Raw genomic sequence first — 12,529 nt, 5'->3', positions numbered from 1 at the left:
CGAAAAGTGGAAACCGGTTTTCGGAGAAGATCATGCTCAAACAGAAGGATGAAGCGCAAGGACGATTCGAAGAAACGTCACCGCGCTTTAGTCCCAAAATTCCTTCTTGCGCCCGATCTGAAACTCCTGCTTGACCGCCTCGATATTGGCAAGCGTCGGCAATCCGGCCTCGTTGCCGAGGCGCTGAATCTTGTAGGTCGATGCGGCGCGCGCAAACTCGAAATGGTGCTGCCAGCCCTTTTCGGGATGGGCGAGATAGGAATAGACGTAGGCGCCGTGGAAGACGTCGCCGGCGCCGTTGGTGTCGATGACGCGATGACGCGGGATCGGCAGCGCCGGCAGGCGCTTCACCGCACCGCCCTCGTCGTACCAGAGCAGGCCGTGCTCGCCCATGGTGACGCCGCCGATCCTGCAGCCGCGTTCCTTGAGATAAGACAGCATCGCGTCCGGCGTCATGTCCATCTGCTCGCACAGCCGCTCGGCGACGATGGCGACGTCGATGTACTCGAGCAGTTCCGTCGTGTTGCTGCGCAGGCCGCCGCCGTCGAGCGAGGTCAGGATGCCGGCTTCGCGGCACAGTTTTGCGTAGTGGATCGCGGCATCCGGCTGGTGGCCGTCGACATGCAGCACGCGGCACCCCTTCAGGTTCAGGATCGGGAAGGGGTGAATGTGGTCGTCGTCGCGGCAGCGCACGATGGCGCGCTTGCCGTCCTTGGGCATGATGAAGGAGAGCGAGGATGTCTTGACCTTGCGGCCGTGGATCGAGATGCCGTACTTGGTCGCCATGTCCTGGAACATCCGCCCGAGCCAGTCATTGGCGATGGTCGCGATCAGGTCCGGCTCGATGCCGAGCTTGGCGCAGCAGAAGGCCGCGGTGACCGCATTGCCACCGAACGATACCGCATAGTCGGTGGCGACGTGCTTCTCGTCGCCGACAGGCATGTGATCCGTGATGAAGGTGACGTCGATATAGGTCTGTCCGATGAAGAGAGCCTGCATTCGTCTTCCATGGGCTGATTGTGGTCCCGCCCGGCGCCGACACATTAGCACCGCTTATCGCCAATGATCGCCGAAAAATATCGCATCCTGCCGCCTTTGTGTCTTGAGATGGGGGGGCCGGGAGACTACGACCATCCCGAGGCATCGCCAGCATGCCTAACGTCTTGCCGCCGGTTTTGGTTTCACGGCGGCGTCCACGGGAGGTGACGATGACGGTCTATTCGGGCCCTGTATTCGAGATGGCCGTCAACCAGTTCAATGTCATCGCCAACCACCTGGAAATCCCGTTTGACGAGCGCGACCGCATCCTGATGCCGAAGCGGGCGGTCACGGTGTCCTGTCCGATCCATCGCGACGACGGCTCGGTCGCGGTGTTCGAGGGCTATCGCGTGCAGCACCACCTGACCATGGGGCCGACCAAGGGCGGCACCCGCTTTGCGCCGTCGGTGGATATCGGCGAGGTGGCGGCCCTGGCAATCTGGATGAGCTGGAAATGCGCGCTGGTGGGACTGCCCTATGGCGGCGCCAAGGGCGGGGTTAACGTCGATCTCTCCACCATTTCCAGGCGCGAGCTGGAATCGTTGTCGCGGCGCTACATGCAGGAGATGATCCCCTTTGTCGGGCCGCATACCGACGTGATGGCGCCGGACATGGGCACCAACGAGCAGGTGATGGCCTGGTTCATGGACACCTACTCCATGTACCAGGGCCAGACCGTCACCGAGATCGTCACCGGCAAGCCGGTCTCCAACGGCGGCACGCTCGGCCGCCGCGAGGCGACCGGGCGCGGCGTCGCGCATCTTTCCAAGCGCGTGATGAAGGAGTTGAACATCGACCCGCACAAGGCCACCGCGGTGATCCAGGGTTTTGGCAATGTCGGTTCCTATGCCGCGCTGGAGCTTTATCAATTCGGGCTGAAGGTGACGGCAGTCAGCGACCACACCGGCGCGCTCCATGATGCCAACGGACTCGATATCCCCGCTCTGATCCGCCACGCGTCCACGCATGGAAGTATCGCCGGTTTCTCCAACCAGCTCGCCTTCGATCCCGCCGAGGTGCTGACGCTTCCCTGCACGGTGCTGGTGCCGGCGGCGCTGGAGCGCGTGATCGATGCGAAGACGGCGGAAAACCTCAAGTGCCGCATCCTCGCCGAGGGCGCCAACGGCCCGACCACGCCGGAAGCCGACCTCGTGCTCGACAAGCGCCGCGACGAGATTTTCGTGATCCCCGACATCCTCTGCAATTCCGGCGGCGTGGTGGTCAGCTATTTCGAATGGGTGCAGGATCTGCAGCAATTGTTCTGGGAGGAAGAGGAAGTGACGCGGCGGGAATACCAGATCCTCAACCGCGCCTTCGACCAGATGCTCGCGCGCGCCGGCACCGACAAGATTTCGCATCGCACGGCGGCGATGGCGATCGGCGTCGAAAAGGTGCGCGCCGCCAAGAACACCCGGGGGCTGTTTCCGTGATTGCAGGTCTCGACCACGTCGTCGTTCTCGTCAACGAAATCGAGGCTGCGGTCGCGGCCTACCAGACGCTGTTTGCCCGCACACCGTCCTGGCGCAATGCGGGGGACGGTGCGGTGCGCGCCCTGTTCACGCTCGACAATGCCACGCTGGAGCTGATGGCGCCCGACGGCGACAGCGACGCCGCGAAACGCATTCGTACGCTGCTCGCCGAGCAGGGCGAGGGGATGGCAAGCCTGTGCTTTCGCACCGACGACATCGCCAAGCTGCACCGCAGGCTCGACCGGCTGGCGCTGAAGCCCGAGCCGGTCACCGAGGTCGAAAGCCGCGACGAGGCCAGCGGCGCCGTGCTGTCATGGAAGCGCACGCGCACCTCCACCGACGCAACCCGCGGCGTGCGGATGTTCTTCCTCGAGCTGGGCAAGCCGCGGCCGTTGTCGGTTCGTACCGTGCCCGCCTCGATCACCGCGATGGATCATGTCGTCGTCTCCACCGCCGACCCCGAGCGGGCCGCCGCGCTCTATGGTGCGCGGCTGGGACTGGACATGGCACTCGACCGTTCGCACCCGGAGTGGGGGCGGCTGATGTTCTTCCGCTGCGGCGACCTGATCGTCGAGGTCACCTCAAAGCCCGGCAAGGCCGATGAGACGAAGCCCGACCGCTTGCGCGGCATCTGCTGGCGCGTGACGGACCTCGACGCCACCCATGCCCGGCTCGCCGCCGCCGGCGTCGACGTCTCGGAAGTGCGCACCGGCCGCAAGCCGGGCACGCGGGTGATGACGGTGAAGAGCGGCACCTGCGGCGTGCCGACATTGCTGGTGCAGCCCGCGCCAAAGCTTGCGACGGTGGAATAAAGGTCGGCGGAGCGGGTTGATTTCGCAAATGGCGGCAGCCGTGTTACACGTCCGTCATCGCACATCACCGAGCGACCGATTTGGCCAAGCGAAAGCGAGTTCTGAAATGGCAGCGCGACCCCGAGGGCATGCGGTTGCGCATCCTGGAGGCTGCCAAGCAGGAATTCTCGGCCCATGGCATCGGCGGTGCGCGGGTTGACCGCATCGCGCAAGAGGCCGGCGCCAACAAGCGCATGCTCTACTACCACGTCGGCAACAAGGAAGACCTCTATCTCGCGGTGCTCGAAGGCGCCTACGAGAAGATCCGCGCCGAGGAGCGCGAGCTCGACCTCGAGCATCTCGCCCCGCCCGAGGCGATCGAGCGGCTGATCGATTTTACCTGGAACTATTTCATCAAGAACCCCGAGTTCCTGGCGCTGCTCAACACTGAAAACCTTGCCAAAGCGAAGAATCTGAAACGCTCCACGAAAGTGAAGTCGATGCATTCGCCCTTCGTGGAGATGATCCGCGACGTGGTGCGCCGCGGTGTGGCGAGCGGGGATTTTCGCGTCGCGGTCGATCCGGTGCAGCTATATATTTCCATCGCCGCGCTCGGCTTCTTCTATCTCTCCAATAGCGCAACGCTCAGCGTCATCTTCGGCCGCGACCTCCTCGCCAAGGAGGCGAGGGACGAGCGGCTGCAGCACATGGTTGCCCTGGTGCTGGCGGCGCTGACCGGCAAGCCGATGCCCTCCTTTGCCAAGGACAAGGCGCCGAAACTGCGCTCGGCAGCACATCATACCGCCTGATATGTCGTCCCGGCGAAGGCCGGAAATGGGGAGAATGTTCGCGGCATTTTGCCCATCCGAAAGCGGCTGGACAGTATTTATCCAACGGGTTAATTTGTCCCCGAAAAGCATCCAGCCGGGGAGTGAGACGTGGCCGAGCCTGAAGGCGCAAAGGTCATGGGCGTCGTGACGAGGCTGCTGAACGCAGCGTGGGTCCGCCCCTTCCTGTTCCTGATCTTCATCGTCGTGCTCTGGGATCTCACCATCCGGGTGTTCCGGATTCCGGCCTACCAGATTCCCTCGCCGGGCGACGTCGTTGTTGTCCTGATCACCGAATGGCCGGAATTGCTGCGGCAATCCTGGCCGACCACCTACGCCACCATCTGCGGATTCCTGCTGTCGGCGCTGTTCGGCATTCCCGTCGCCATGCTGATCGCGGGCTCGAAAACGGTGGAGAGCTATGTCTATCCGCTCTTGGTGTTCTCGCAGTCGGTGCCGAAGATCGCGATCGCGCCCCTGTTCGTGGTGTGGTTCGGCTTCGGCATCATCCCGAAGGTGATCTCGGCGTTCCTGCTCGGCTTCTTCCCGGTCGTGGTCTCCGCCGTGCAGGGTTTCAAGTCCGTCGACCCCGATATGGTCGATCTCGCGCGCGCCATGCAGGGCAGCCGCTTTGCCGTTTTCCGCGCGGTGAATTTGCCGCATGCGATGCCGGCGATCTTCGCGGGGCTGAAGGTCTCCGTCACGCTCGCGGTGGTCGGCGCCGTCGTCGGCGAGTTCGTCGGCTCCAATTCCGGCATCGGCTATGTCTTGCAGCGCTCGATCGGCACCTTCGACCTGCCGACGATGTTCGCTGCACTGGTGATCCTGGCATTGCTCGGCGTCGTCCTGTTCTGGGTCGTCGACCGCATCGAGCGCCTCGTCATTCCCTGGCACGTCAGCCAGCGCGAGATTGTCTTCACCTCATGAGAAAGATCGTCAGTACCCGTCATTGCGAGCGCAGCGAAGCAATCCAGCTTTGTCTCTACAAGCAAGCTGGATTGCTTCGTCGCTTCGCTCCTCGCAATGACGAATAAACAAGGGAGAGAAAACATGATGAAATTCATTCTGGCGCTGGCGGCGACGCTGGCCTTCACGGCGCAGGCATCTGCGGCCGACAAGGTCGTGCTGATGCTGAACTGGTACGTTTACGGCGAGCACGCCCCGTTCTACTACGGCAAGGCCAAGGGCATTTACGAGGCGGAAGGCATCGACCTCGAAATCCAGGAAGGCCGCGGCTCGGGTGCGACCACCCAGGCCGTGGCGGCCAAGACCGCTCATTTCGGCTATGTCGACGTGCCCACCATGATGCGTGCGGCGATCAAGGGCGCGCCCGTGATCTCCACCGGCGTGCTGCTGCAGACCAGCCCGATGTCGGCGATGGGCTTTGTCGAGAAGAACATCAGGAAGCCCGAAGACATCAAGGGCAAGACGGTGGCAATCACGCCGGCCGATTCCATGACCCAGATCTGGCCGCTGTTCCTCAAGAAGACCGGCCTGAAGGAGAGCGATTTCCAGACCGTGGCCGGCGACGCCCAGACCAAGCTCAACGCCGTCATCAACGGCCAGGCCGATCTGTTGCTCGGCTATGTCATGGACCAGTCGATGAAGATCAAGGACGCCACCGGCAAGGACGTCAACGCGATCAAGTTCGCCGACTACGGCATCAACATGGTCTGCTCCGGCGTCATCGCCAACACCGAGTTCGTCAAGGCCAACGCCGACCTCGTCAAGCGCTTCATGGCGGCGACGACCAAGGCGGTGGAGGCCGCCGAGAAGGAACCGAAGGCGGCCGCGCAGGCGATTCTCGACGCCAACCCGAAGGGCGGCAAGATCGAGACTCTGACCAAAGGTTTCGAACTGACCATCCCGCTGTACCGGACCGCCGAGACCAAGGGCAAGCGGCCGTTCCAGGTCACCGACGCCAACATGAACGACACGGTGGCGACGCTGGTCGAATATGGCGGGCTCGACGCCAAGGCCAAGGAAAATCCCAAGGCGTTCTACACCAACGACTATCTGCCGAAGTAACGAATGAACGCTGCGAACAAATCCGCCGACGTCCAGTCGGGCGCGCATCTGCGCCTGGTGTCGGATCGCGCGGCAGGCACGGGCGCGTCGGGGATTACGCTCTCCGGCGTGTCGAAGACCTACCGGTCGCGCGACGGTGACGTGCCGTCGCTGCGGCCGCTCGATTTCCATATCAATGACGGCGAGTTCTTCGTCGTGGTCGGCCCGTCCGGCTGCGGCAAGTCCACGCTCTTGAAGATGATCTCCGGCCTGCTGGCGCCGACCACGGGCGAAATCCTCGTCGAGGGCGAGAAGGTGACGAAGCCGCACGGCAATGTCGGCATCGTGTTCCAGAATGCGCTGCTCTTGCCTTGGCGCAACGTCCTCTCCAACGTGATGCTGCCGATCGACATGAAGAAGCTGCCGCGCGACAAGTTCCTGCCGCGCGCCAAGGAGCTGCTCAAGCTGGTCGGCCTCGAAGGTTTTGAGAGGAAGCTGCCCTGGCAGCTTTCCGGCGGCATGCAGCAGCGCGCCTCGATCTGCCGTGCATTGGTGCATGACCCCAGGATCATGCTGATGGACGAGCCGTTCGGCGCGCTGGACGCCATGACGCGCGAGAAGATGAATGTCGAGCTGATGCGCATCCAGCGCGAGACCGGCAAGACGGTGCTCCTGATCACGCATTCGATACCGGAAGCGGTGTTCCTCGCCGACCGCGTGCTGGTCATGACCGAGAGGCCCGGCGCGATCGCGGCGATCTACGACGTGCCGCTGCCGCGCCCGCGCTCGCTCGATGCAATGGCCGACCCCGTGTTCACGGAGCTGGTGCAGCGCATCAGAAAGCACTTCTTCACCCAGAGCTCGCTGGACTAAGGGCCTGCTGATGCCGCCGCGCCTCGCCATACGCGATATCGCCTTCTTTGAGCGACCCGTGACGTTCGCCCGGCCGTTCCGCTTCGGCGCCGTCGTCGTCAATGCGACGCCGCAGGCTTTCGTGCTGGTCGAGATCGATGTCGAGGGCAAGGGCAGGGCAGTGGGCGCATCGGCCGAGTTCCTCGTGCCGAAATGGTTCGACAAGCGGCAGCATCTGACCCCGGCGGAGACGGTGGAGGAACTGCGCTGCTCGCTCCTTATCGCGCGCGAGCTGTATCTGGCGCACAGGGGATACGACACCGCTTTCGGCCTGCACGCCGCCTGCATCGCCCGCCAGGCAAAACTTTGCGCCAAGGAGGACATTCCGCCGCTCGCCGCCGCCTACGGCCCGGCCGAGATCGACAAGGCGATCCTCGATGCGCTGCTGCGCGCCACCAGCAACGATTTCTTCGATGGCATGGCCCAGAACATCGCCGGGATCGACGCGCGGCTGTCGCGTGATCTCCAAGATAGCGACATTGAAAAGTTTCTCGCCGGCCGCAGGCGGCTGGAACGCGTTGCCGTCCGGCACACCGTCGGCCTGGACGATGTGATCGAAGGCGAGGGCGGCGTTGCCGACGCAAGAGAAAATGCCGGCGCCCGTTTTTTCAAGCTCAAGCTCAACGGCGATCCCGCAGCCGACGCCGACCGCCTGATCCGTATCGGCAGGGAGCTCGCAACGCTGTCATATGACTACAAGGTCACGCTCGACGCCAATGAGCAATACGCCGACCTCTCTGCGCTCGCCGCGCTGGTCGACCGCCTCGACCGCGGCAATGCGCTAGAGCCGATCGCCGCAAAGCTTCTCTATATTGAGCAGCCGATGCCGCGCGACATCACGCGAAAGTCGCCGCTCGGCGCGCTGGCGAGGTACGACTTTATCGTCGACGAGGCCGACGATTCCTACGACGCTTTTCCGGCGGCGCGCGCGCTCGGCTATCGCGGCATCTCCTCGAAATCCTGCAAGGGCCTCTACAAGTCCATCGTCAATGCCACCCGCGCCGTAAAATGGAGCGGCGAAGGCGCGAAGCATTTCATCGCGGGCGAAGACCTCACCTGCCAGGCGGGATTGGCCGTGCAGCAGGACCTCGCGCTGGGCGCGCTGATCGGCATCACCCATGCTGAGCGCAACGGCCATCACTATGTCGACGGTTTTGGGGAAACGCCGGCGGCGGAAGCGGAGCGCTTTCTCGCCGGCCATCCCGATCTCTACGAGCGAAGCGGCGGCAAGGTCCGGCTCGCCATCCATGACGGCGATCTCCTCACCGGCTCGCTCGCCGTCCCCGGCTTCGCCAGCGCCGTTCATCCGGACTGGTCCACCATCGCGCCGCTGGCGCGGCCCAAGACGATTCTGCAGGAGCATTCTTCATGACCGTCAAACGCCTCGGCCTGATCATGAACGGCGTCACGGGCCGCATGGGGCTGAACCAGCATCTGATCCGCTCCATCGTCGCGATCCGCGACCAGGGCGGCGTGCAGCTCGCAAACGGCGATCGCGTGATGCCCGATCCGATCCTGGTCGGCCGCGACGCCGGGAAGGTCGCCGCCCTTGCAAAGCGGTACGACATCGCCCGCCACACCACCGATCTCGACAAGGCGCTGGCCGACAGGAACGACGAAGTCTTCTTCGACGCCGCCACTACGCAGGCGCGCCCTTCGCTGCTGACCAAGGCGATCAACGCCGGCAAGCACGTCTATTGCGAGAAGCCGATCGCGACCAATCTCGACGAAGCCGTCGCTGTCGTGAAGCTCGCCAACGCAAGGGGCGTCAAGCACGGCACCGTGCAGGACAAGCTGTTCCTGCCGGGCCTGAAGAAGCTCGCCTTCCTGCGCGACTCCGGCTTCTTCGGCCGCATGCTCTCGGTACGCGGCGAGTTCGGCTACTGGGTGTTCGAGGGCGGCTGGCAGGAAGCACAGCGCCCGTCCTGGAACTACCGCAGCGAGGAGGGCGGCGGCATCATCCTCGACATGGTCTGCCACTGGCGCTACGTGCTCGATAATCTCTTCGGCGAGGTCGAGAGCGTATCCTGCCTCGGCACCACCGACATCCCCGAGCGCTATGACGAGAAGGGGAAGAAGTACAAGGCAACCGCGGATGACTCCGCCTACGCCACCTTCCGCCTCAAGGGCGGCGTGATCGCCCACATCAACATGAGCTGGGTGACGCGCGTCTATCGCGACGATCTCGTCACCTTCCAGGTCGACGGCACGCTCGGCTCGGCGGTGGCAGGCCTTTCCGACTGCGTGATCCAGGCCCGCCAGGCGACGCCGCGGCCGGTGTGGAATCCCGACGAAAAACGCCTGCACGATTTCTACGCCGACTGGCAGAAGCTGCCCGACAACGTCGTCTACGACAACGGCTTCAAGGAGCAGTGGGAAATGTACATCCGCCACGTCTGCGAGGATGCGCCCTACAAATACACGCTGCTCGAAGGCGCCAAGGGCGTGCAACTCGCCGAATGCGCGCTGCAGAGCTGGAAGGAGCGGCGCTGGATCGACGTCGCCCCGATCATAGCATGATCCGGAAAAGTGGGCACCGGTTTTCCGATCAGATCATGCTCAAACGAAAAGTATGAGGAGGTTTTGATGAACAAACCCGTCCTGCCGATGTCCTCGCTGTCGCTCAAGCTGCCGACGGCCGATCGCGGAATCGAGAACTATCGTCTCGCCGCGTCGCGCACCTTTCCCGCTAAGCTGCAGGGCCCGCTCAACCGCGTCGCCTTCTCCGCGGCGCATGTCGTCGCCGATCCTCTCGCCGACAACGATCCTTGGCTGACGGCAGCGATCGACTGGGACCGCACCCTTGCTTTCCGCGAGCACATCTGGGACCTCGGCCTTGGCGTTGCCGAAGCGATGGACACCGCGCAGCGCGGCATGGGACTGGACTGGCCGACGTCGCTGGAGTTGATCCAGTGCTCGGTGCGGGCGGCGAAGGCGCGGGGCGCGCTGGTGTTCTCCGGGGCCGGCACCGACCATCTCGCCGTGGAGGATGCCAAAACCACCGACGACGTGATCCGCGCCTATGAGGAGCAGATCGCGGCGGTGGAGAAGGCCGGCGGCCGCATCATCCTGATGGCCTCGCGCGCGCTGGCCAAGATCGGCCGCAATGCCGGCGACTACGCGCGGGTCTATGACCGCGTGCTCTCCCAGGTCCGCGAGCCCGTGATCATCCACTGGCTCGGCGACATGTTCGATCCGGCGCTGGCGGGCTATTGGGGCACGGCCGATCTCGACAAGGCGATGGATACCGCGGTCGCCATCATCAACGCCAATGCCGCGAAGGTCGACGGCGTGAAAGTGTCGCTGCTCGACAAGCAGCGCGAGATCGACATGCGCCGCCGCCTAGAAAAGTCGGTCAAGATGTATACCGGCGACGACTTCAACTATGCCGAACTGATCGCCGGCGACAGCGAAGGATTCTCCCACGCGCTGCTCGGCATTTTCGACGCGATTGCGCCGGCGGCGTCCTATGCGCTGTCGCGCCTTGCGGCCGGCGACGAGGCCGGCTTCCACGACGTGCTCGGTCCGACCGTGCCGCTGTCGCGCCACATCTTCCGCAGCCCGACGCGCTTCTACAAGACCGGCGTCGTGTTCATGGCCTGGCTCAACGGCCATCAGGATCACTTCACCATGGTCGGCGGGCAGGAGAGCGCGCGCTCGACGCTGCATCTCGCCGAGCTGTTTCGTCTGGCCGACAAGGCCGGCCTGCTCGCCAACCCTGAAATGGCGACGCGGCGGATGCAGGCGGTGCTTGCGACGCGCGGCTTCGACGCCTGATGCGGGATTTTTCGGCCGATCATCGCTGGCTGTCGCTGAACACGGCAACCGTCCGCAAGCAGGGCGATCTGCTGGAGATCATCGACGCCTGCGCGCGCCATGGCATGCGCGCCATCGATCCCTGGCGCGACCAGGTAGCCGCTGTCGGCCTCGATCGTGCGGCCCGCGCCGTGCGCGACGCAGGGCTTGACCTCACCGGCTACTGCCGCGGCGGCATGTTCGTGTCGGATGCGGCCCGCCGCACCGAGGTGCGCGACGACAACCGGCGCGCAATCGACGAGGCGAAGGCGCTCGGGTCGTCCTGCGTCGTGCTCGTGGCCGGCGGCCTGCCGCAATATTCCCGGCCGGGCAGTGCTGCATCAAAGGACATCGCCGCCGCCCGCGGCCAGGTGCATGACGCCATTGCCGAGATGCTGGAATACGCGCGGACCGCCAACATGCCTCTCGCCATCGAGCCGCTGCATCCGGCCTACGCCGCCGACCGCGCCTGCGTGAACACCACCAGACAGGCGCTCGATCTCTGTGACGCCATCGACCCCGCGCGAACGGGCATGCTCGGCGTCGCGCTCGACGTCTATCACATCTGGTGGGATGCGGAGCTGATGGCCCAGATCGCCCGCGCCGGCAAGGACCGCATCCTCGCCTTCCACGTCTGCGACTGGCTGGTGCCGACCAGGGACATGCTCAACGACCGCGGCATGATGGGCGACGGCATCATCGACATCAAGCCGATCCGCGCCGCCGTCGAGGCGCAGGGGTTTGCCGGCTATTCCGAGATCGAGATATTCTCCAACGACTGGTGGAGCAGGCCGATGGACGAAGTGCTGCGCACCTGCATCGAGCGGCACAAGACGGCGGTGTGAAACCAATCGTAGGATGGGTAGAGCGAAGCGAAACCCATCATGCCTCCGCGACAAGGTGATGGGTTTCGCTTCGCTCTACCCATCCTACAGCGCTGCCCGTCGGGCGCCCAGTGTTGCAAATTCAACACGACGGACAAATCATTAATTCTGTCTTTCGGAATCCTTGTCAAGCCCCGCCGCGAAAAATATTCCGCTTTTCAGAATGCGCAAATCGGGTCTATAACCCCTCCCGGCCCGCGCCGCCATGAGGGGCGTTTGCGCGATCGTCACGGAACGTGGTGCGGGTCGCGATGGACGCTGCGGCGTCAGGCGGGATTATTTCCCGCCAGACGAAACGTTCGCAGCGTACGGCGAAATCGTGTGGTCCTGGCGCCGCGACCCTGGCGTCTATCCGGCCCGCCTGTGCGGGCCTGGCAACGGGGGCAAGAAAGGCCGTTCCCCGGGGAGAGTACGTATAAGCCGTAAAGCCATTGCGCGGGGAAAGCCGGGATGTCCTGGCTGTACCTGTCTAACCCGTGTGCGTTCTCTTTCTACCATTGCACACGGTGCTAACGGGTGCCGCCGGCGCCCGGCTTTCCCTGCGCCCTCTATCCGAGGAGGGCCAACGAATTTGCAAAACTCAGGCGAAATCCGCGCCGTGAGAACGAGAGCGTGTGTCTGTCGTCATACTCCGCTGTCATCGCCCGGCTCGACCGGGCGACCCAGGGCGGATTCAACCGGTCGTCGCAACACTTCAGCCAAGGAGGTTGCGATGAATGGATACAGACAAGATTCGGACCGGAGTGCGCGACCGCCAGGCCGGCTTCCGAAGGGACAGCGAGAGAATTGCAGACGGTTTTGGACGG

11 protein-coding genes are annotated in these 12,529 nt (G+C 64.1%); 10 read left to right on the top strand and 1 reads right to left on the bottom strand.

The window, feature by feature from the left end; all coding sequences use genetic code 11:
- Window positions 1-87 precede the first annotated feature (87 nt).
- A complete protein-coding gene (locus tag HZB49_RS01350) occupies window positions 88-999 on the bottom strand; it encodes a sugar kinase (RefSeq protein WP_291608659.1) in 912 nt (303 codons plus the stop codon).
- Between the two features lie 209 nt (window positions 1,000-1,208).
- Here HZB49_RS01350 and HZB49_RS01345 point away from each other — a divergent pair, with 209 nt between their 5' ends.
- The 10 genes from HZB49_RS01345 to HZB49_RS01300 all read left to right on the top strand — a co-directional run bounded on the left by HZB49_RS01345 (window position 1,209) and on the right by HZB49_RS01300 (window position 11,684).
- The gene (locus HZB49_RS01345) at window positions 1,209-2,468 is read left to right on the top strand and encodes a Glu/Leu/Phe/Val dehydrogenase (RefSeq protein WP_291608658.1); all 1,260 of its coding nucleotides are present in this window, start codon (window positions 1,209-1,211) and stop codon (window positions 2,466-2,468) included.
- Window positions 2,465-3,319 carry a VOC family protein gene (locus tag HZB49_RS01340; protein WP_291608657.1) on the top strand — a complete coding sequence of 285 codons (855 nt, stop codon included), beginning with the start codon at window positions 2,465-2,467 and terminating at the stop codon, window positions 3,317-3,319. Before HZB49_RS01345 ends, HZB49_RS01340 begins: the two co-directional genes overlap by 4 nt.
- A gap of 80 nt (window positions 3,320-3,399) precedes the next feature.
- A complete protein-coding gene (locus HZB49_RS01335) occupies window positions 3,400-4,107 on the top strand; it encodes a TetR/AcrR family transcriptional regulator (RefSeq protein WP_291608656.1) in 708 nt (235 codons plus the stop codon).
- A 156-nt stretch (window positions 4,108-4,263) separates the two neighbouring features.
- Window positions 4,264-5,052, top strand: a complete 789-nt coding sequence (locus tag HZB49_RS01330; RefSeq protein ID WP_365856308.1) for an ABC transporter permease — start codon at window positions 4,264-4,266, stop codon at window positions 5,050-5,052.
- Between the two features lie 123 nt (window positions 5,053-5,175).
- Window positions 5,176-6,153, top strand: a complete 978-nt coding sequence (locus tag HZB49_RS01325) for an ABC transporter substrate-binding protein (protein WP_291608654.1) — start codon at window positions 5,176-5,178, stop codon at window positions 6,151-6,153.
- A 3-nt stretch (window positions 6,154-6,156) separates the two neighbouring features.
- Window positions 6,157-7,005, top strand: a complete 849-nt coding sequence (locus HZB49_RS01320; RefSeq protein ID WP_291608653.1) for an ABC transporter ATP-binding protein — start codon at window positions 6,157-6,159, stop codon at window positions 7,003-7,005.
- A gap of 10 nt (window positions 7,006-7,015) precedes the next feature.
- The gene (locus HZB49_RS01315; protein WP_291608652.1) at window positions 7,016-8,416 is read left to right on the top strand and encodes a hypothetical protein; all 1,401 of its coding nucleotides are present in this window, start codon (window positions 7,016-7,018) and stop codon (window positions 8,414-8,416) included.
- Complete coding sequence (locus HZB49_RS01310) at window positions 8,413-9,564, top strand: Gfo/Idh/MocA family oxidoreductase (protein ID WP_291608651.1); 1,152 nt, start codon at window positions 8,413-8,415, stop codon at window positions 9,562-9,564. The genes HZB49_RS01315 and HZB49_RS01310 overlap by 4 nt, the downstream gene beginning before the upstream one ends.
- 66 nt (window positions 9,565-9,630) lie before the next feature.
- Entirely contained in the window at window positions 9,631-10,821 is a 1,191-nt protein-coding gene (locus tag HZB49_RS01305; RefSeq protein WP_291608650.1) for a dihydrodipicolinate synthase family protein, read from the top strand.
- Complete coding sequence (locus tag HZB49_RS01300; protein WP_291608649.1) at window positions 10,821-11,684, top strand: sugar phosphate isomerase/epimerase family protein; 864 nt, start codon at window positions 10,821-10,823, stop codon at window positions 11,682-11,684. Before HZB49_RS01305 ends, HZB49_RS01300 begins: the two co-directional genes overlap by 1 nt.
- Window positions 11,685-12,529 lie beyond the last annotated feature (845 nt).

This window comes from Bradyrhizobium sp., assembly GCF_016219575.1.
Classification (GTDB): Bacteria; Pseudomonadota; Alphaproteobacteria; order Rhizobiales; family Xanthobacteraceae; genus Bradyrhizobium.
This window is presented reverse-complemented; position numbering and strand designations above follow the sequence as displayed.

Coding starts and splice junctions, on each gene's coding strand:
- HZB49_RS01350 (WP_291608659.1), bottom strand. CDS start 999: ATGCAGGCTCTCTTCATCGGACAGACCTATATCGACGTCACCTTCATC.
- HZB49_RS01345 (WP_291608658.1), top strand. CDS start 1,209: ATGACGGTCTATTCGGGCCCTGTATTCGAGATGGCCGTCAACCAGTTC.
- HZB49_RS01330 (WP_365856308.1), top strand. CDS start 4,264: ATGGGCGTCGTGACGAGGCTGCTGAACGCAGCGTGGGTCCGCCCCTTC.
- HZB49_RS01325 (WP_291608654.1), top strand. CDS start 5,176: ATGATGAAATTCATTCTGGCGCTGGCGGCGACGCTGGCCTTCACGGCG.
- HZB49_RS01320 (WP_291608653.1), top strand. CDS start 6,157: ATGAACGCTGCGAACAAATCCGCCGACGTCCAGTCGGGCGCGCATCTG.
- HZB49_RS01315 (WP_291608652.1), top strand. CDS start 7,016: ATGCCGCCGCGCCTCGCCATACGCGATATCGCCTTCTTTGAGCGACCC.
- HZB49_RS01310 (WP_291608651.1), top strand. CDS start 8,413: ATGACCGTCAAACGCCTCGGCCTGATCATGAACGGCGTCACGGGCCGC.
- HZB49_RS01305 (WP_291608650.1), top strand. CDS start 9,631: ATGAACAAACCCGTCCTGCCGATGTCCTCGCTGTCGCTCAAGCTGCCG.
- HZB49_RS01300 (WP_291608649.1), top strand. CDS start 10,821: ATGCGGGATTTTTCGGCCGATCATCGCTGGCTGTCGCTGAACACGGCA.